Origin of the sequence: Streptomyces sp. NPDC091412 (assembly GCF_044756885.1) — a bacterium.
In the GTDB taxonomy this organism is placed as follows: Bacteria; Actinomycetota; Actinomycetes; order Streptomycetales; family Streptomycetaceae; genus Streptomyces.
Genome location: NZ_JBIVTV010000005.1, coordinates 270140 through 292008, shown reverse-complemented (window position 1 = coordinate 292008; position 21869 = coordinate 270140). Strand labels below are relative to the sequence as shown.

2 protein-coding genes (1 of these 2 cut by a window edge) are annotated in these 21869 nt (G+C 73.5%); both read right to left on the bottom strand.

The features are described 5' to 3' along the window. Positions 1 to 7617: the 5' portion of an amino acid adenylation domain-containing protein gene (locus ACIQMV_RS16005; protein ID WP_402593230.1), read on the bottom strand. 6558 nt of this gene lie to the left of the window's left edge; 7617 of the gene's 14175 nt are visible here — the first part of the coding sequence; the start codon lies at positions 7615 to 7617; its stop codon lies off the left edge, out of view. Next, positions 7614 to 21869 carry an amino acid adenylation domain-containing protein gene (locus ACIQMV_RS16000; RefSeq protein ID WP_402593228.1) on the bottom strand — a complete coding sequence of 4752 codons (14256 nt, stop codon included), beginning with the start codon at positions 21867 to 21869 and terminating at the stop codon, positions 7614 to 7616. The genes ACIQMV_RS16005 and ACIQMV_RS16000 overlap by 4 nt, the downstream gene beginning before the upstream one ends.

Here is a 21869-nt window from a genome sequence, read left to right as displayed (position 1 = left end):
GTCCAGCAGGCGCAGCAGCCGGTCGGCCATCCGCGAGACGGTCTCCGGGTCGAACAGGTCGTCGCTGTACTCGACCAGGCCGGTCATGCCCAGCGGTCCGCCCTGCTCGTCGTAGCGTTCGCGCAGGCTGAAGGCCAGGTCGAACTTGGCGGCGCCGATGCCGACGCCCTGCGCGCCGATCTCCAGACCGGGCAGGCCGATCTCGACGTCGGCGGTGTTCTGGAGGTTCAGCCACACCTGGAAGAGCGGATGGCGGCCCAGGGAGCGTTCGGGGTTGAGCACCTCCACCAGCCGTTCGAACGGCACCTCCTGGTGGGCGTAGGCGGCGAGGTCGTTCTCGCGGACCCGGTCGAGGAGTGCGGCGAAGCTCGGGTCGCCGCCGGTGTCGGTGCGCAGCACCAGGGTGTTGACGAAGAAGCCGACCAGTTCGTCCAGCGCCTCGTCGTCGCGGCCGGCGACCGGGGTGCCCAGCGGGATGTCGGTGCCCGCGCCCAGCCGGGTCAGCAGCGCGGTGAGCGCGGCCTGGCCGACCATGAACAGGCTGGTCCTGGTCCGCCGGGCCAACCGCGCCATCCGCTCGTGCAGTTCGGCCGGGACCGCGAAGGGCACCGTGGAGCCCTTGTGGCCGGCCACCGCGGGCCTCGGCCGGTCGGCGGGCAGCCGCAGCTCGTCCGGCAGCCCGGTCAAAGTGTCCCGCCAGAACTCCAGTTGCCGGGCGATCCCGCTGTCCGGCTCGGTCTCGCTGCCCAGCACCTCGCGCTGCCACAGCGTGTAGTCCGCGTACTGGACCGGCAGCGGCGCCCAGCCGGGGGCGCGGCCCGCCAGCCGGGCGCCGTACGCCTCGGCCAGGTCGCGCGCCATCGGCGCCATGGACAGACCGTCGCCCGCGATGTGGTGCATCACGATCAGCAGCACATGGCGGTCCGGGCCGAGCCGGAACAGGTGTGCCCGCAAGGGCAGTTCACCGGCCAGGTCGAATCCGCGGAAGGCGGCCTCCTCCAGGGCGGCGTCCAGACCGGCCTCGTCGGTCTCGGAGACGACGAAGGCCGGAGCGGCCTGCCCGACCGGGGCGATGGACTGGCGGGGGGTGCCGTCGGTCTCGGGGAACGTGGTGCGCAGGCTCTCGTGCCGGGCCACCACGTCACCGATCGCGGCCCGCAGCGCCTCGACGTCGAGCGGGCCGGTCAGCCGGGCGGCCAGCGGCAGGTTGTACGTGGAGCTCGGGCCCTCGAGACGGTTGAGGAACCACAGCCGGCGCTGCGCGAACGACAGCGGGACCAGGTCCGTGCGGGGCATCGCGCGGACCGCGGCGCGCGCGCCCGCCGCGCCGGCCGCCCTGCCGGCCAGGCCCGCCACGGTCGGGGACTCGAAGACGTCCCGTACGGCCACTTCCACGCCCAGCGTGCCGCGGATCCTGCTGACCAGTCTGGTCGCCAGCAGCGAGTGGCCGCCGAGGGCGAAGAAGTCGTCGTCGACGCCGACCGAGCCGACACCGAGCACCTCGGCGAACAGGCCGCAGAGGATCTCCTCCCGCGGGCCGCGCGGGGCGCGCCCTTCGGGCGCCTCGGCCTCGGGCACCGGCAGCGCGACCCGGTCCAGCTTGCCGCTGGGCGTCAGCGGGAACGCGTCCATGAGCATGAACGCCCCGGGCACCATGTGGTCCGGCAGCGCGGCCGCGACATGCGCGCGCAGAGCGTCCCGCCCGATCGGGCCGGCCACCGGCACCACGTAGCCGACCAGACGGCGGCCGCCGCGCCCGTCGTCCCGGGCCACCACGGCGGCCTGCGCCACCTCGGGGTGGGTGCGCAGCACGGCCTCGATCTCGCCCGGCTCGATCCGGAAGCCGCGGATCTTCACCTGGTGGTCCGCGCGGCCGGCGTACTCCAGCTCACCGTCGAGGTTCCAGCGCACCAGGTCGCCGGTGCGGTACATCCGGGCGCCGGGCGGCCCGAACGGGTCGGCCGTGAACCGCTCCGCGGTCAGGCCCGGACGGTCGTGGTAGCCGCGGGCCAACTGGGCACCCGCGATGTACAGTTCGCCGCCGACGCCGTCCGGCACCGGCCGCAGGGCCGCGTCCAGCACGTACACCTGGGTGTTCCACACCGGACGCCCGATCGGCGCGCCGGTCCGGGGCCAGGCCGACCGGTCCGCGGGCAGGGTGTGCGCGGTGACCACGTGCGTCTCGGACGGGCCGTAGTGGTTGTGCAGCACGCGGTCCGGGGAAACGCCGCACAGCTCGCGCACCCGGTCGCCCAGCACCAGCGCCTCCCCGGCCTGCGCGACGTGCCGCAGGTCCGGCAGGCCGGTGCCGTGCTCCGCGACGGCCTCGCCGAGGGCGTCCAGCATCATGGTGGGCGCGTACAGCTCGGTGATGCGCCGCTCCCGCAGCCAGGCCGCGAACCTGGCCGGGTCGCGCCGGGTCTCCTCGTCCGGCACCACCAGTGTCCTGCCGTCGAGCAGGGCCGAGAGGATCTCCTGGGCCGAGACGTCGAAGCTGATCGCGGTGAACTGGGCGGTCCGGGCGTCCGGTTCGGCGGGGACGGCCGCGGCGTGCCAGGACATCAGGTTGACCAGCGCGCCGCCGGGCATCACCACGCCCTTGGGGCGGCCGGTCGAGCCGGAGGTGTAGATCAGGTAGGCGGGGTGCTGCGGCAGCAGCGGCCCGGTCCGTTCGTCGTCGCCGGGGTCGGTGTCCGCCGGCGCGGCCAGTTCGGCCCGTACATCCGGGTCGTCCAGTGCCAGTGTCGGCCCGGCGGGCAGCCGGCCGGCGACCCCGGTGGTGGACAGCAGCAGTCGGGGAGCGGCGTCGGCCAGCATGAAGGCGATCCGCTCGGCCGGGTACTCCGGGTCGACCGGCAGATAGCCCGCGCCGGACTTGAGCACGGCGAGCAGACCGACGATCAGCTCCACCGAGCGGGGCAGGGCAAGAGCCACGATGTGCTCGGGACCGATGCCACGGCCGATCAGCAGCCGGGCGAGCCGGTTGGCCCGCGCGTTCAGCTCGGCGTAGGTCAGCTCCTCGTCGCCGCACACCAGCGCGGGGGCGTCCGGGCGTTCCGCGACCTTGGCCTGGAACAGCGCGGGCAGCGAGGCGGCGGGCACCTGGTGCTCGGTGGCGTTGCGGGTGACCAGCAGTTCGTGGCGGGCGACCGGGTCCAGTACGTCGACCTTGCTCACCGGGCGGGCCGGTTCGGCGACGACGCCCTCCAGCACCCGCACGAAGGACGCCGCGATCCGCTCGGCGGTCGGCTCGTCGAACAGGTCTCCGCTGTACTCCACGAAGCCCTCGACGCCGCCGGGACGCCCGTCGGCCGTGTAGCTCTCGCGCAGGCTGAACAGCAGGTCGAACTTGGACACCCCGGTGTCGACGCGTTGCGTGCCGACCCGCACTCCCGGCAGCCGGAACGGCGCGGTCGGGTTGTTGTGCAGGGTGAGCATCACCTGGAACAGCGGGTGCCGGGACATCGACCGGCCGGGGTTCAACACCTCGACCAGCCGCTCGAACGGCACCTCCTGGTGCGCGTAGGCGGCCAGGTCGGCCTCCCGCACCCGGCCGAGCAGCTCACGGAAGTCGGGGTCCCCGGAGAGGTCGGTGCGCAGCACCAGGGTGTTGATGAAGAAGCCGACCAGGTCGTCCAGCGACTCGTCGCCGCGCCCGGCGATCGGGGTGCCGAGCGGGATGTCCGTTCCGGCGCCCAGGCGGTGCAGCAGCACCGAGAGGCCCGCCTGCAACGTCATGAACACGCTGGCCTGGCAGCTGCGGGAGAGCGCGACCAGGCGCTGGTGGACCTCCCGGTTGATCCGGAAGCCGACCGTGCCGCCCCGGTAGGAGGGGGTCGCGGGACGCGGCCGGTCGACCGGCAGGTTCAGCTCGTCCGGCAGTCCGGCCAGCGTCTCGCGCCAGGAGGCCAGTTGCCGCGAGACCGCGCTGTCCGGGTCGTCCTCGCTGCCGAGCACCTCGCGCTGCCACAGGGCGAAGTCCGCGTACTGCACGGGCAGCGGTGCGAACGACGGCTCACCGCCGTCGCGCCGCGCGCCGTAGGCGGCGGACAGATCGCGGCCGAAGGGCACGGCCGACCACTCGTCCATCACGATGTGGTGCATCACCACCAGCAGCACGTGCTCCTCGTCGCCCAGCCGCAGCAGCCGCGCCCGTACCGGCGGCTCGGCGGTCAGGTCGAAGCCCTCGCTCGCGGCCCCGGCCAGCGCCGCCGCCAGACCGGCCGGGTCGACGTCGGTCACCCGCAGTCCGGGGACGGTGTCCACCACGACCTGGCAGGGCGTGCCGTCACGGTCCGGGAAGACCGTGCGCAGGCACTCGTGCCGCCGGGCCACGTCGGCCAGCGCCGCGCGCAGCGCCGCCACGTCCAGTGGGCCGGTCAGCCGGGCCGCCATCGGCACGTTGTAGGCCGGGCTCGGGCCCTCGAACCGGTTGATGAACCACAGCCTGGTCTGCTGCAGCGACAGCGGCACGTCGTCCGGGCGCGGCACCGGCTCGATCCTCCGGGCCACCGGCCCGTCGGGGGTGAGCAGGTGGGCGAGCGCGGCCACCGTCGGCGACTCGAACAGGCTGCGCAACGAGATCCGCACGCCGAACACCGAGCGGATCCGGGTGACCAGCCGGGTCGCCAGCAGCGAGTGGCCGCCGAGCTCGAAGAAGCTGTCGTCGATGCCCACGACGGACGCGCCGAGGATCTCCGCGAACAGCCCGCACAGGATCTCCTCCTGGGGGGTCCGGGGGGTGCGGCCGGAGGCCACCCCGGAGAAGTCCGGGGCCGGCAGCGCCCGCTTGTCCAGCTTCCCGTTGGGCGTCACCGGGAGTTCGTCGAGCATCATGAACGCCGCGGGCACCATGTGGGACGGCAGCGCGTTCGAGACGGCGGTGCGCACGTCGGCCACGCCCGGAGCGGCGGTGCCGGCCTCCGGCACCAGATAGGCGACCAGCCGGTGGTCGCCCGGCCGGTCCTCGCGGACGATCACGCTGGCCTGGGCGATGCCGTCCTGGGCCAGCAGCACCGACTCGATCTCGCCGGGCTCGATGCGGAAGCCGTGCAGTTTCACCTGGCTGTCGGCGCGTCCCCGGAAGACGAGCCGGCCGTCCTGGTCCCAGGTGGCGACGTCTCCCGTGCGGTACATCCGGGCGCCGGGCCCCTCGAAGGGGTTGGCGACGAACCGTTCGGCGGTGAGTGCGGGACGGTCGAGGTAGCCGCGGGCGAGGCCGGCTCCGGAGAGGTAGAGCTCGCCGGGGACACCGGGCAGCACCGGCCGCAGCGCGGAGTCGAGGAGGTAGACGCGGGCGCCCGTGATCGGGCCGCCGATGGGCGGTACGACCTCTCCGGCGAGCGGGGTGCTCATGGTGGCGCACACGGTGGTCTCGGAGGGACCGTAGGCGTTGATCATGCGGCGGCCGGCGGACCAGCGGCCGACGAGTTCGGGTGCGGTGGCCTCGCCGGCGACCACCAGGGTGATGCCTTCGGGGAGGGAGCCCCGGTCGAGGACGGCGAGGGCGGCCGGGGGGATGGTGGCGTGCGTGACGCGCTGCTCGGCGACGAGGTCGGCCAGCGGCTGCCCGGGGCGGAGCCGCTCGGCGGGGGCCAGGACGAGCGTCGCGCCGGTGAGCAGGCCCATGACCAGCTCCCAGAAGGCGGCGTCGAAGCTGAGGGAGGCGAACTGGAGGACCCGGCTGCCGGGGCCGACCTCGAAGCGTTCGGTCTGGGCGGCGACGAGGGAGGCGATGCCGCGGTGGGTGACGACGACGCCCTTGGGCCTGCCGGTGGATCCGGAGGTGTAGATGAGATAGGCGGGGTGATCGGCCGTCAGACGCGAGGCGGGGGACCGGTCGTCGGGGGCGGCGGCGATGCGAGCGGCGGTGGCGGGGTCGTCCAGCGCGAGGAGGGAGCGGTCGCCGGCCGGCAGGCCGGCGGCGACGGCAGTGGTGGTGAGGACGACTCCGGGCCGCGCGTCGTCGAGCATGTGGGCGATGCGCTCGGCCGGATAGTCGGGGTCCACCGGCAGATACGCCGCCCCGGCCTTGTGTACGGCGAGTACGGCGACCGCGAGGTCCGCGGATCGCGGAAGTGCCAGGGCCACGTACTGCTCGGGCCCGACTCCGGCGGAGACGAGGTGATGGGCCAGCCGGTTGGCGCGGCGGTCCAGCTCGGCGTAGGACAGCGTGGTGTTCTCGAAGACGACGGCCGGGTCCTCCGGCGCCAGGGCGACCCGCTCCGCGAACAGCTCCGGCAGGGTTCTCGGACGCTCGCCTCCCGTGTCGTTGCGCCGCAGCAGGACCTCTTCGCGCTCCTCCGGGGCGAGCACGTCCAGTCGGCCGACGGGGCAGTCCGGGTCGCGCACCACCGCTTCCAGCACCCGCACCAGCCGGGCTCCGATCGCCTCCACGTCCGCCGGGCGGAAGACGTCCGGCCGGTAGCCGAAACGGATCCGCAGCGTCTCGCCGGGCAGGGCGGCCACGCTCAGGGGGTAGTGGTTGGCGTCCGCGCCGTGCGCGCCGACGATCGTCAGTCCGGCCAGCTCACGGAAACCCTTCTCGTCGAAGGGGTAGTTCTCGGTGACGGTGATGGTGTCGAACAGTTCGCCGGACGCGCCGGCCAGGGCGTGCACATCGGGCAGGTTCAGATGCTGGTGGGACATCAGCCCGGCCTGCTGCCGCTGGAAGCGGGCCAGCATCTCGCCCACCGGCTCCGACGGGTCGAGCCGCACCCGCACCGGCAAGGTGTTGATGAACAGGCCGACGATGCTCTCCACACCGGGGATGTCCGCCGGACGTCCGGAGACGGTGCCGCCGAACACCACGTCGGTGCGGCCGGTCAGCCGGCTCAGAACCAGCGCCCAGGCGCCCTGGAAGACCGTGTTGACGGTCAGGTCGTGCCTGCGGGCCGTCGCGGTCAGCTCGCGGCTCAGCCCGGCAGGAACCTCCACCAGCAGGCGCTCGGGCGCGACCGGGGTGCGCAGCCGGTCGTCGGACACCAGACGCGTCGGCCCCTCGACACCGCTCAGCACCGTCCGCCACGCCTCCTCCGCCGCGGGCCGGTCCTGCCCGGCCAGCCAGGCGAGGTAGTCGCGGTACGGCGTCACCGGCGGCAGCGCCGACTCGTCGCCGCCCGCCGCGTAGAGCGTGAACAGGTCCGTCATCAGCCGGCCCACCGACCAGCCGTCCAGCAGGATGTGGTGGTGCGCCATGACGAGCCGGTGGGCGCGCTCGCCGTGGTGGATCAGCGTGAAGTGCAGCAGCGGGGGCCGTGCCAGGTCGAAGGCGCGCTCCGACGCGGCCGCGGTCAGCTCCCGCAGCCGCGCCGCCTGCTGCTCCTCGGGCAGGTCGCGCAGGTCGAACTCCTGCCAGGGCAGGGGAACTTCGCGCGGGATGAGCTGCACCGGGCGGCTGAGCCGCTCGTAGCGGAAGGCGGCCCGCAGGTTGGGGTGCCGGCGCAGCAGGCCCGCCACCGACTCCCGCAACGCCCCTGCGTCCAGCTCGCCTTCGAGGTCGAGGCAGAGTCTCGCCGTGTAGATGTCCAGCGAGCGCTCGTGGTAGACGGTGTGGAAGAGCAGGCCTTCCTGGAGGGGCGAGAGCGGAAGGACGTCCTGGAACCCCGGCTTCGTCATGAGGAGAAGTACCTTCCGTCAGCTTCCAGTACGTCGATGTCGCCTTGGTCGAGACCGGTCAGGGAGAGGTCCGACGGGGTGTGTCCGCCGGCGCCGGAGGCCTCGGAACGGGTGGTGATGGCTTCCAGCGCGCGGAACCAGTCGTCGACCAGTTCGCGTACGGCCGCCTCGCCGAACAGCTCGCTCGGCCAGGAGCAGGTCACGGTCAGGCAGGGGCCCTCGGGACCGTCGACGGCCGAGGTGGTCAGCTCCAGCGCGTGCCCCGCTTCCGGCGCCGGCGCCTGCTCGGTGGGTCCGGCGGAGACCGGCCACTCGGAGGGGGCGTCGTCGTCGAGCCTGCCGAGGTGGGTGAAGCGGATGTCCGGCCGGGGCAGTCCGGTCAGCACGGGGGCGGTGCGCGGGTTGAGATACCGCAGCATGCCGTAGCCGACACCGCCGTCCGGCACCGCGCGCAGCTGCTCCTTGACCGCCTTGACGGCGTTGCCCACGGCCTCGCCGCCCGCGGTCAGCTCGGACCGGTCGACGGCGCCGGCGTCCAGGCGTACCGGGTGCGCCGTGGTGAACCGGCCCAGGGTGCGGGAGAGGTCCTGGCCCTCGGCGAACGGTTCGCGCCCGTCCCGCTCCAGGTCCACCAGGACGCTCGTGCCGCCGAGGTGGTCCCGCAGGTGCCGGCGCCGCCACTGCGGGACGGCCAGCGCCAGCGCGGTGAGCAGCACGTCGTCCACATCGCAGTGGAACGCGGCGGGCACCCGGCCGAGCAGCGGTTCGGTCCGTCGCGCCGGCAGCGTGCGGTGCAGCGTGCCCGTGGCACCGGGCTCGTCCGGCCCGGGAGCCGACGGCCGGTCGGTGAGCCGGGGTTCGGCGGTGCTGAGCGTCGTCCTCCACCAGTCCAGTTCGCGCTCGCGTTCCGGGTCCTGCGCCGCGGCCACCAGTTGCTGCGCCCAACGGCGGTAGGAGGTGCCGGCCGGCCGCGGGGCGTCCTGGCTCTCTCCGGTCAGGACCCGCCGGCAGGCGGCCAGATCGGTGCGCAGGACGTGCCAGGACACCGCGTCCACGACCAGCCGGTGCAGCACCACCAGCAGCCGGCCCTGCCGTCCGGGTCCGGCGTCGAACCAGACGAACCGGGCGACGTCCCCGGTCTCCGGGTCGAGACGTCCGGCCGCTGGCCCGGTGCGGTCGCGCACCACGGCGGCCAGCCCGTCCGCGTCCAGTCCGGCGACCGCCACGCGGGCCACCCGGCCGGCGGCGTCCACCGTGCCGGGGGGCCGCACCTGAAGGCTCCACCGGGCGCCGTCCTCGCCGCTTTCATGGCGGCCCAGCAGCAGCCGGAGCGCGTCGTGCCGGTCGGTGAGCATGCCCACCAGCTCGCGCAGCCGGTCGAGACCGAGATCGGCGGGGGCGTCCAGCAGCAGCGACTGGTGGTACGCCCGGACCGGGCCGCCCCGCTCCCGCAGCGCGTGCACGGCCGGTGGCAGCGGGACGCCGCCGATACCGGCCTCGGGTGACTCGACGACGAGGTCGGGCACGTCGGCCGCCACGGACGCGAGTCCTTCGACGGTCCGGTGGACGAACACGTCCTCGGGTTTGATCCGCAGCCCTCTCGCCCGCGCCCGGCCGACCAGGCGGATCGAGACGATGCTGTCGCCGCCGAGGTCGAAGAAGCTGTCGCGGATGCCCACCGAGGGCAGGCCGAGTACCTCGGCGAACACCTCGCACAGCGCTTCCTCGCGCGGTGTGCGCGGCTGCTCGTCGCCGACCAGCACGGCGAAGTCCGGGGCGGGCAGCAGCTTGCGGTCCACCTTGCCGTTCGGGGTGAGCGGCAGGGCGTCGAGGGCGACGAACGCGGCCGGGACCATGTGGTCCGGCAGGACGCGCGCCGCGTGCTCCCGCAGCCCGGCCGCGGCCGGCACCTCCCGGCCGGGAGCCGCGACCAGGTAGGCCACCAGGCGCTTGTCTCCCTCGCCGTCCTCCCGGGCCACCACGGTGGCGTGGGCCAGCGCCGGGTGAGCGGCGAGGACGGTCTCGATCTCGCCCGGCTCGATGCGGAAGCCGCGCACCTTGACCTGGTCGTCGGCCCGTCCGACGAATTCCAGCTCGCCCGCGGTGTTCCACCGGGCGATGTCGCCGGTGCGGTACATCCGGGTACCGGCCGGGCCGAACGGGTCCGCCACGAAGCGTTCGCCGGTCAGCCCGGGACGGCCCAGGTAGCCGCGGGCCACTCCGTCACCGGCGAGGTACAGGTCACCCGCGACGCCGGCCGGCACCGGTGCGAGCCGGGCGTCCAGCACGTACACCCGGGTGTTCGCGATCGGCCGGCCGATCACCGGCGCGCCGGGCCGGTCGTCCAGTGCGGCGGTGGTGGACCACACCGTGGTCTCGGTGGGGCCGTACATGTTCCGCACCCCGGCGGACAGTGCGCGCAGCCGGGCGGCCAGTCCGGTGGGCAGTGCCTCGCCGCCGACCAGGACCCGCAGTCCGGTGAGGGCGTCCGGGTGCCCGGACACCAGCTCCTGCCACAGCGTCGGCGTCGCCTGGACCACGGTGGCGCCCACGCCGGTGATCAGCTTGGCGAGTTCGTCGACGTCCCGCACCTGCCCGGTGGCGGCGAGCACGAGCCGGGCCCCGGCGACCAGGGGCACGTACAGCTCCAGACCGGCGATGTCGAAGGCGACGGTGGTGACGGCCACCAGGACATCCGCCTCGGTGACCGGCAGCCGCTCGCGCATGTCCCGCACGAAGTTGGCGATGTTCGCGCGGGTGACCACCACGCCCTTGGGGCGGCCGGTGGAACCGGAGGTGTAGATCACGTAGGCCGGGTGGTCGCCGTGCGCCGTGCCCGGCAGGTCGGTGTCCGGCAGGGCGGCGATCCGTGCCCCGAGCGCCGGGTCGTCCACCGCGACCGTCTCCGCCCCTGCCGGTACGGGCAGTTCGCGGGCGAGCTCGGAGGTCGTCAGCACCAGCGCGGGCGAGCCGTCCGTGAGGATGTGCCGCACCCGCTCGGCCGGATAGGCCGGGTCGAGCGGTATGTAGGCCGCGCCGGACTTGAGCACCGCCAGCAGCGCCACCACCAGATCCAGCCCGCGCGGCAGGCTCACCGCCACCCGGACCTCCGGCCCGGCGCCGCGGCCGGCCAGGTACCGCGCCAGCCGGTTCGCCCTGGCGTTCAGGCCGGCGTAGGTGATCTCGGCGCAGGTGCTCCCGCCGTCGGCGGCGGCGACGACCGCGACGTGGTCCGGGGTGCGGGCGGCCGCCGCCTCGACCGCCTCGACCAGTGAGTGCGGGCCGAAGTCGGCGCTCGTGGCGTTCCAGTCGCGCAGCAGCCGGGTGCGCTCGGCCGGAGTCAGAACGTCCACGTCGCCGACGGGCCGGTCGGGTTCGGCGCACAGCCGTTCCATCAGGTGAGTGAACCGCTCGGCCAGCCCCACCACGGTGTCGTGGTCGAACAGGTCCGTGCTGTACTCGGCGACCGCCTCGATCCCGGCGGGCGTCCGGCCGTCGTCGAACAGCTCGCGCAGATTGACGTTGAGGTCGAACTTGGCCGTGTTCAGGTCGAGCATGCGGCGCCGCGCGGACACCCCGGGCAGGTCGTAGTCGGCCTCCGGGTTGTTGTGCAGGCTGACCATCACCTGGAAGAGCGGGTGACGGGCCATGACCCGCTCGGGGTTCAGCACGTCGACCAGCCGCTCGAAGGGCACGTCCTGGTGTGCGTACGCGGCCAGGTCGGTCTCCCGTACCCGGTCGAGGAGTTCGGTGAAGGTGGGCTCGCCGGACAGGTCGGTGCGCAGCACCAGCGTGTTGACGAAGAACCCCACCAGATCGTCCAGGGCCTCGTCCGTACGGCCCGCGATCGGGGTGCCCAGGGGGATGTCGGTGCCCGCGCCCAGGCGGTGCAGCAGCACCGACAGCCCCGCCTGGACCACCATGAACATGCTGACCCCGCGGCGGCGGGCGAGGGCCGCCAGGTCCCGGTGCAGCCGCGGCTCCAGCCCGAAGGTGACCCAGCCGCCGCGGTACGAGGGGGTCGCCGGGCGCGGTCGGTCCACCGGCAGGCTCAGCTCGTCCGGCAGTCCGGCCAGCGCCTCGCGCCAGTACGCCGACTGCCGTGCGGCCACGCTGTCCGGGTCGTCCTCGCCGCCCAGCATCGCGTGCTGCCAGAGCATGTAGTCCGGGTACTGCACCGGCAGCGGCGTCCACCGCGGGGCCGCGCCGGCGCACCGGGCGCCGTAGGCGGTGGCGAGGTCCCGGCCGAACGGCCCGGTCGACCAGCCGTCGACGACGATGTGGTGCATCACCACCACGAACACCGACTGCCGCTCGCCGACCCGCAACAGCGCGGCTCGCAGCGGCAGTTCGACCGTCAGGTCGAAGCCCTGGCCGGCGATGCGCCGCAACTCCCCGTCCAGCTCCCGCGCCGGGACGTCGAGCACGGTGAACTCCGGTGCGGCGACCGACGGATCGAGTACCACCTGGTACGGACTGCCGTCCCGCTCGGGGAAGATCGTGCGCAGCGACTCGTGGCGGCCGATCACGTCGGTGAGCGCGGAGCGCAGCGCGGAGACGTCCACCGGACCGTCGAGGTCCAGCGCGATCGGCAGGTTGTAGGTGGCGCTGTGGCCCTCCAGGCGGTTCAGGAACCACAGCCGCCGCTGGCCGTGGGACAGCGGCAGGCGCGCCGGCCGCGGGGCGGCGCGCAGCGCCCGCCGGCCCTGCGGCGCCCCGCGCAGCGATCCGGCCAGGGCGGCGACGGTCGGGCTCTCGAACAGCGCGCGGATGGGCAGTTCCGTGCCGAAGGCCGAACGGATCCTGCTGACCAGCCGGGTGGCCAGCAGGGAGTGGCCGCCCAGGTCGAAGAAGTTGTCGTCGACCCCGACCGCGGGCACGTTCAGGATCTGCGCGAACAGAGCGCACAACAGCTCTTCCTGCGGTGTGCGCGGCGCGCGGCCGGTGGTGGCGGCGGGGGAGTGGTCCGGCGCCGGCAGGGCCCGCCGGTCGACCTTGCCGTTGGGGCTGAGCGGCAGCTCGTCCATGACCACGAAGGCCGCGGGCACCATGTAGTCCGGCAGGTCCGCGGCCACCTCGCGGGCGACCTCGGCCTGGTCCAGCGGGCCGTCCGGCACCAGGTAGGCGACGAGGCGCTGGTCGCCCGGCAGGTCCTCCCGCAGTACGACGGCGGCCTGGGCGACGCCCGCCCGGCGCAGCAGCGCGTTCTCGATCTCGCCGATCTCCACCCGGAAACCGCGGATCTTGACCTGGTCGTCGACGCGCCGCAGGAAGTACAGCTCGCCGTCCGGGGTCCACTTCACGATGTCGCCGGTGCGGTACATGCGGGAGCCGGGCGGTCCGAACGGGTTGGGAGCGAACCGCTCGGCGGTCAGCGTCGGCCGGTGCAGATAGCCGCGCGCGATCCCCTCGCCCGCCACGTACAGCTCACCGGCTACGCCCATGGGCACCGGCCGCAGGGACGCGTCCAGCACGTACAGCCAGGTGTTGGGCATGGGGCGGCCGATCGGCAGCGGGCCGCTGCCGACGGGTTCGCCGGCTCTGATCACGTGCTGGGTGCAGTTGACCGTGGTCTCGGTGGGTCCGTAGCCGTTGTAGATGTGCGCCTCGGGGTGGCGCGAGCGCCACTCGGTCAGGGTCTCGCCGAGCAGCAGCTCGCCGCCCAGCATCAGTTCGCGGCTGGGGGAGAACGCGTCCGGCAGTGCCTCCAGCAGCGGCAGATGGCTCGGGGTGGCTTTGAGGAACGTGCACGGCGTCCGCTCCAGGGCCGCCAGGGTCCACGGCTCGCCGTCGTCCAGGGTGGCCAGGATCACCGTGCCGCCGACGGACAGCGTGGTGTAGAGCGCGGTCACCGTCAGGTCGAAGGAGATCGGGCTGTGCAGCACGGCGGCTCCCGTGGTGCTCGGGTAGCCCGACGTGCTCCAGCGCAGGTAGTCGCTCAGGCAGTGCTGTTCGGTGAGTACGCCCTTGGGGCGCCCGGTGGAACCGGAGGTGTAGATGACGTACGCGGAGTGGTGCGGGTGGACCGGGTACAGCCGGTCGGCGTCGCCCGGATCCGTCTCCGGGCGCCCGGCCACGGCCTCGACCGTCTCCGGCTCGTCCAGCAGCAGCCGCGGCAGGTCGTCGGAGTGCGGGAGGCCCGCGCCGATGGCGCCGTCGGTGAGCAGCAGCATGGCCGAGGCGTCCTCGATCATGAACTCGACGCGTTCCGGCGGGTAGTCCGGGTCGAGCGGGAGGTAGGCGGCGCCCGCCTTCAGGACCGCCACCAGGGCGACCACCAACTGCGGTGCGCGCGGCAGGGCGACCGCGACCCAGTCCTCGGCCCCCACGCCGCGCGCGATCAGGTGGTGGGCCAACCGGTTGGCGCGTTCGTTGAGTTCGCGGTAGGTCACCTGCTCGTCCCGGCAGACCAGGGCGACGGCGTCCGGGGTCGCCGCGACCTGCCGCTGGAAGCGGTCGACGAACGTCGGCGGAACCTCCTCGCGGATCTCGCCGACCCCGAGGGCGAGGATGCGGTGGCGGTCGGCCTCGCCCAGCAGGTCCAACTCGCTGACCCTGTGCGCCGGGTCGGCCGCGACCGACTCCAGCAGGCGGCTCAGCCGGGCGGAGATGTCCTCGGCGGTGCCCCGGTCGTACAGGTCGCTGCTGTAGTTGAGCAGACCGGTGATCCCGGCCGGCGTGCCGTCGTCGGCGTACCGGTCGCGCACGGAGAACGACAGGTCGAACTTGGCGACCTCGGTGTTCACCGGGTGCAGGCGGGTGCGCACCCCGGGGAAGCCCAGCTCCATCTCGGGGGTGTTCTCGAAGTTCAGCAGTACCTGGAACAGCGGGTGCCGGGAGAGCGAGCGCTCCGGCTTCAGCGTCTCGACCAGCAGCTCGAACGGCACCTCCTGGTGGGCGTACGCGGACAGGTCCGCCTCGCGCACCCGGCCGAGCAGCTGCCGGAAGGTCGGGTCGCCGCTCACGTCGTTGCGCAGGACCAGGGTGTTGACGAAGAAGCCGATCAGGTCGACCAGCGACTCGTCGTTGCGCCCGGCGACCGAGGTGCCGATCGGGATGTCCACGCCGCCGCCCAGCCGGTTCAGCAGGGCGGCCAGCGCGGCCTGCATCACCATGAACAGGCTGGCGCCGCTGCCGCGGGCGATCTCCAGCAGCCGCGCGTGCACCTCGGGTCCGACGGTGATCGGCACGAATCCGCCGTCGTGGCTGGGGACCGCCGGGCGGGGCCGGTCGGCCGGGAGGTCCAGCTGGTCCGGCAGGCCGGCCAGTGTGTCCTTCCAGTAGCCGATCTGCCGCGTCAGCACGCTGTCGGGGTCCGCGAGGTCGCCGAGGACGTCCCGCTGCCACAGCGTGTAGTCGGCGTACTGCACGGGCAGTGGCGCCCACTGGGGGGCGTGCGCCGAGCGCCGCTCGGCGTAGGCCGTGGACAGGTCGCTCACCAGCGACGCGAACGACCAGCCGTCGGCCACGATGTGGTGCACCAGGACCAGGAACACCTGCTCGGTGGGGCTGAGCACGAACAGCTCCGCCCGGACCGGCAGTTCGTTCTCCAGGTCGAAACCACGGCGGGCGGCCGCGGTCAGCGCCGCGTCCAGCTCCGGCTCGGTGAGCTCGGTCACCGGGATCCGCAGGCGGGCCTCCCGCTCCGGCACGACGCACTGGACCGGTACCCCGTCGTGGTCGCGGAAGACCGTGCGCAGGCTCTCGTGCCGGACCATGACGTCGTGCAGGGCCTCGTGGAGGGCGTCGCGGTCGATCCGGCCGGTGAAGCGCAGGGAGACACCGAGGTTGTAGGTCGGGCTCGGACCCTCCAGACGGTTGAGGAACCACAGCCGCTGCTGCGTGAACGACACCGGCAGCCGGGCCGGGCGCCGCATCGGGACCACGCGGGGCCTGGCCGTCCCGGCCCGCTCGACCAGTTCCGCCAGCTGGGCCACGGTGGGCGCCTCGAACAGGTCGCGCACCGCGAGATCGACGCCGAGCACCGACTGGATCCTGATGATCAGCCGGTTGGCGATCAGCGAATGCCCGCCGAGGTCGAAGAAGCTGTCGTCGACGCCGACCGAGGACAGCTCCAGGATCTCCGCGAACAGACCGCAGAGCACCTGCTCCCGCGGGGTACGGGGCTGCCGGCCGCCTCGGCCGCCGGCGAACCGCGGCGCGGGCAGGGCGCCGCGGTCGAGCTTGCCGTTGGCGTTGAGCGGCAGCCTGCGCAGGGTGACGAAGGCCGCCGGCACCATGTAGCCGGGCAGGGTGGTCGCCACCAGCTCGCGCAGGCGTGCGGTGTCGGCCTCGGACCCGGAGGCGGGCACGACGTAGGCGACCAGCTGCTTGTGGCGGTGCTGGTCCTCCTGGGCGACCACCACCACCTGCGCCACGGCGGGGTCCGACGCGATCACCGACTCGATCTCTCCGGTCTCGATGCGGAAACCGCGCACCTTCACCTGCTCGTCGCTGCGCCCCAGGTAGGCCAGCTCGCCGTCCGCGGTCCACCGCACCACGTCGCCGGTCCGGTACAGACGGGCGCCCGGCGGGCCGAACGGGCTGGCCACGAACCGCTGCGCGGTCAGGGCCGGCCGGTCCAGGTAGCCGCGGGCCAGGCCCGCGCCCGCCAGGTACAGCTCACCCGCGACCCCGGCGGGAACCGGACGGAGCCAGGGGTCCAGCACATACACCCGGGTGTTGGCGACCGGCCGGCCGATCAGCGGCTCTCCGGGCCCGCCGTCGGAGTACCACGCGGTCGCGTACACCGTGGCCTCGGTCGGTCCGTAGATGTTGGCGATACGGGCCTGCGGCATGACGGCGCGGATGTCCGCCACCGCCCGGCCGGTGAGCGCCTCGCCGGCGAGCACCACAAGCCCGGCCGAGGCGGAGACGTTGTCCTGGCCGATCAGCTCGGCCAGCGCCGACGGCACCGCGCTGATCATGCTGCCCGACCAGCCGTCCTCCCGCTCGGCCAGCGCCAGCAGGTCGCGCACCACGTCGATGCGCCCGCCGGCGGTCAGCGGACCGAAGATCTCGAAGACCGACACGTCGAAGCTGAGCGACGTCGACGCGAGCGGCCGGGACAGGGCGGCGGCGCCGATCTCCCGCGCCGCCCAGGCGACCAGGTTGACCACGTTGCGGTGCTCCACCACGACGCCCTTGGGCGTCCCGGTCGAGCCGGAGGTGTGGATGACGTAGGCGGCGTTGTCCGCCCGCAGCGGCGCCCCACGGTCCTCGTCGACCGGGTTCGTCCCGGGGCGGGCCGTGACCGCCTCCACCGTCCCGGGGGCGTCCAGCGCCAGCGTCGGCACCTCGGCCAGCGCCTTTTGCGGCCAACCGGCCAGTACGCCCTCGGTGGTGAGCAGCAGCGCCGGAGCGGCGTCGGACAGCAGCAGCGAGACACGTTCGACGGGATGGCCGGGGTCGACCGGCAGATACGCCGCACCGGACTTGAGCACCGCGAGCAGCGCGACGATCAGCTCCGCCGAACGCGGCATGCCCAGCGCCACCACGCGCTCGGGACCCGCGCCCCGGGCGATCAGCTCCCGTGCCAGCCGGTTGGCGGCCTCGTGCAGGGAGCGGTACGTCATCGACCGGGTCCCGTCGCACACCGCGAGCGCGTCCGGATGCTCCGCCGCCGTGCGTTCCAGCAGGTCGACCAGTGTCCCCGCCGGGACGTCGCATTCCGTGTCGTTCCATTCGTGCAGCAGTCGCCGGCGTTCGGGCAGCGACAACATGTCCAGCGCGCGCACCGGAGCGTCCGGTTCGGCGACGAGTGCCCGGAGGAAACGCACCAGACGGTCGCAGAGCATTTCCACACTGGAACGGTCGAAGAGATCCGTCCGGAATTCGACGACCCCGTCGATACCGTCGGGTGTTCCCGTGTCGCCGAGGCGTTCACCGAATTCGAAGGACAGGTCGAACTTGGCCATCGTGCGCACGCCCGGTTCGGCGACCGCCGTCAGACCGGGGAATTCCAACGCGGTGTCGAGTTTCTTCTGGAGGGAGAACAGCACCTGGCACAGCGGGTGGCGGGACAGTGAACGCTCCGGGTTCAGCACCTCGACGAGACGCTCGAACGGGACGTCCTGATGGGCGTAGGCCGCCAGGTCCGACTCCCTGACCCGGCCCAGCAGTTCCCGGAACGTCGGGTCGCCGGAGACGTCGGTGCGCAGCACCAGCGTGTTCACGAAGAAGCCGACCAGGTCGTCCAGGGCGTCGTCGGTGCGGCCCGCCACCGGGCTGCCCAGCACCACGTCGGGGCCGGCGCCCAGCACCGACAGCAGCGAGGCCAGCCCCGCCTGGAGCGTCATGAACAGCGTGCTGCCGGTCTGCCGGGCGAGGTCGGCGAGGCCCCGGTGCAGCTCGGCAGGCAACCGCAGTTCGACCACGTCGGACCGGTAGTCGGCCTCGGCCGGCCGCGGCCGGTCGGCGGGCAGCGTGATCTCGTCCGGCAGACCGGCCAACTCCGAGCGCCAGAAGGCGATCTGCCGTGCCATGGTGCTGTAGGGGTCACGGTCGTCGCCGAGTACGTCACGCTGCCACAGCGTGTAGTCGGCGTACTGCACCGGCAGCGGCCGCCAGTCCGGTCGCGCTCCGCCCCGCCGCGCGGCGTACGCCGTGGACAGGTCGCGTGCCAGCACCCCGAGCGACCATCCGTCCGCCGCGATGTGGTGCACCACGACGGACAGTACGTGCTCCTCCTCGCCGAGCGAGAACAGGTCGACGTGCAAGGGAAGTTCGGTGGCCAGGTCGAACGCCCCGGCCGCACAGCTGGCGAGCGCCGCGGGCAGGTCCTCGGCGCTGATCGCCGAGACGGGCAGCTCGATCACGGCCGTCTCCGGGTCGAGCACGACCTGGCTCGGGACGCCCTTCACATCGGGGAAGACGGTGCGCAGGCTCTCGTGCCGGGCCAGGAGGTCCCCGAACGCGGCGAGCAGCGCGCCCCGCTCCAGCGGCCCGGACAGGCGCAGCACCAGCGGGATGTTGTAGGCCGAGTTGGGGCCCTCGAGGCGGTCGACGAACCACAGCCGGTTCTGCGCGTAGGACAGCGGGATCTCCGCCGGGCGAGGCATCGGGGAGATGCCGGAGCGGGCGTTGTCGGCGCAGGTGACGCGGTCCGCCACGGCGGCCACCGTCGGCGCCTCGAACAGCGTCCGGATCTGGAGCTCCACTCCGAACACCGAACGGATCCTGCTGACCAGCCGGGTGGCCAGCAGGGAGTGGCCGCCCACGTCGAAGAAGTTGTCGTCGATGGTGACGCCCGGCAGGCCCAGGACCTCGGCGAACAGCCCGCACAGCACCTCCTCGACCGGGGTGCGCGGGGCACGCCCGGCCGAGCCGGCCACGGACTCCGGTTCCGGCAGCGCCTGGCGGTCCAGCTTGCCGTTGGCGGTGATCGGCAGCCGCGGCAGCACCACGAAAGCCGACGGCACCATGTGGTCCGGCAGCGCTGCGGCCACCGTCTCGCGCAGCACGCCGGGGTCGAGGCCGCCGCGCTCGCCGGCCGGCGTGACATAGGCGACCAGCCGCCTGTCGCCCGGCTGGTCCTCCCGGACGATCACCGCAGCCCGCCCGACCCCGGCCGCGCTCTCCACCACGGCTTCGATCTCGCCCGGCTCGATCCGGAAACCACGGATCTTCACCTGCTGGTCGGCCCGGCCGACGAACTCCAGTTCGCCGTCCGCCGTCCAGCGCGCCACGTCGCCGGTGCGGTACATCCGGGTGCCGGGCGGGCCGAACGGGTCGGCGACGAACCGGTGCGAGGTCAGGCCGGGGCGCCCGTGGTAGCCGCGCGCGAGCCCGTCGCCGGAGACGTACATCTCCGCCGCGACGCCGGGCGGCACCGGCCGCAGGGCGTCGTCCAGCAGGTGGATCCCGAGGTCGGGTATGGGGGAGCCGATCACGCTGCCCCGCCGCGCGCCCACGGTACGGCGGTCCAGCGCCGCATGGCTGACGTGCACCGTGGTCTCGGTGATGCCGTACATGTTCACCAGGACCGGCGCGTCGTCCGGGTGCCGGGCGTACCAGCGCTCCAGCCGCCGCAGGTCCAGCGCCTCGCCGCCGAAGATCACGAACCGCAGCGCGGGACCGACGCCGGCCCCGGGGTCCTCCTGATCGGCCTGCATGAGCTGGTAGAAGGCGGACGGAGTCTGGTTGAGGACCGTGACGCGCTCGTCGGCCAGCAGCCGCAGGAACTCCACCGGCGAACGGCTCACCTCGTGCGGGACGACGACCAGCCTGCCGCCGTGCAGAAGCGGACCCCAGATCTCCCACACGGAGAAGTCGAAGGCGTAGGAGTGGAACAGCGTCCACACGTCCTCGGGCCCGAAGCCGAACCACTGCTCGGTGGCGGTGAACAGCCGCAGCACGTTGTGGTGGGGGACGACCACGCCCTTGGGCCGGCCGGTGGACCCGGAGGTGTAGATCATGTACGCCGGATGCCGCGGGTCGAGCGGTGCGGACCGCTCCGCGTCGGTGACGTCATCGGTGGCCCGGTCGGCGGGTTCCGCGCCGGCGCGGGCGTCGTCCAGAGTCAGCAGCGCGACGCCTTCGGTGTCCGGCAGGCGCCGCGCGTGCGCGGAGTCGGTCAGTACCAGGTCCGGTGCGGCGTCCGCGAGCATGAACGCGATCCGCTCGGCCGGATAGGCCGGGTCCAGCGGCAGGTAGGCGGCGCCGGCCTTGAGGACGGCCAGCAGCGCGACCACCATCTCCACCGAACGCGGCAGCGCGAGCGCGACGAACCGCTCCGGGCCGGCGCCCCGGTCGATCAGCGTCCTGGCCAGCTGGTTGGCCCGGGCGTTGATCTCCCGGTAGCTGTGGCCCACCCCGTCGCTCACCACGGCCGTGCGCTCGGGGTGCTCGGCGGCGACCCGCTCGAACAGCTCCGGCAGCGTCGCGGCGGCGGGGGAGCCGACGGGGGCTGGTCGGGTGAGCACCCGCGCGCGTTCCTCGGCGGTGGCGGTGTCCAGCCGCCCGACCGGCGTCTCGGGGTCGCAGGCGCACAGCCGGGAGAGCAGGTCGAGGAAGCGGCGCTGGTGCGCGGCGAGTGATTCCTCGTCGTACAGCGCGGAGTTGGCGTCGAAGTCGAAGCGCAGCGCGCCGTCGGTGGAGCGGGTGTCCAACACGATCGCGAGGTCCGTGATCGGGCCGCCCGGCAGGTTGTGCACGCTCGCGCCGTGCCCGGCGAAGTCCAGGTCGTAGTCGAACAGGACCAGGTTGACGTGCGGCCCGATCAGGTGCTGCTCGGGGCCGAGCCGCAGATCGCGCCGCATGTCCTCGTGCCGGTACCGCTGGTGGCGCACGGCCTGCCGCATCTCGGCGGAGACGGCGGTGAGCAGGTCACCCACCGAGGTGTCCGGTGCGGCGCGCAGCCGCAGCGGGACCAGGTTGGACACGCTGCCGGGGACGCTGCGCAGGCCCGGGCCCTGACGCGCGGCGACCGGCAGGCCGACGACCACCTCGTCGGTGCCGGTGAGGCGCTGCACGTAGAGGGCGAGCGCGGCGACCACCACGGTCGGCCAGCCGGTACCGGCCTCGCGCGCGAGTCCGCGGATCGCCTCGGTCCGCGCGGCGCCGAGCGTCTCACTGCGGCGGATCACCCCGCTGGGCAGGTGCTGCCGACCGCCGGAGAGGCTGACCGGGGGCTGCGCGCCGGTCAGCCGCTCGGTCCAGTGGGCGGCGTCACGGGCGTGGTCCGCGGAATCGGTGTAGGCCAGGGCGGCGTCCACCAGGCCGCGCAGCGGCGGGAAAGGACTGGCCGGCACGGGGGTGTCGGCCATCAGCGCGGAGTAGACCTCGGCCACCCTCGGCGCGAACATGGCCACGCCGGCGCCGTCCAGCACGATGTGGTGGACGCGGTGGTACCACCACCAGCGGTCCGCGGCGATCCTGAACAGGGCGAAGGCGAACAGCGAGTCGCCGAACAGGTCGATCGGGCGGGCACGGTCCTCGTCCATCCACGTCCGCGCGGCGGCCTCCGGGTCGGCCTCTTGGGACAGGTCCAGGACGGGGAACGGGAAATCGACCGCGGGAAGGATCAGTTGCTCGGGGATGTCACCGTGCTCGGCGAACCGCACGCGCAGTGCGTCGGTCTCGCCGACCACCCGGCGGAGCGCGGTCTCGAAGCAGCCCGGATCGACCGGCCCGTGAATGTCCAGATACTCGGCGATGTTGTAGACCGTGTTGCCGGAATCGATCCGTTGCGCGAGCCAAATACCCGATTGAGCGGGCGTCAGAGGGAGTCGGATCTCACCGGATTGTGGCAC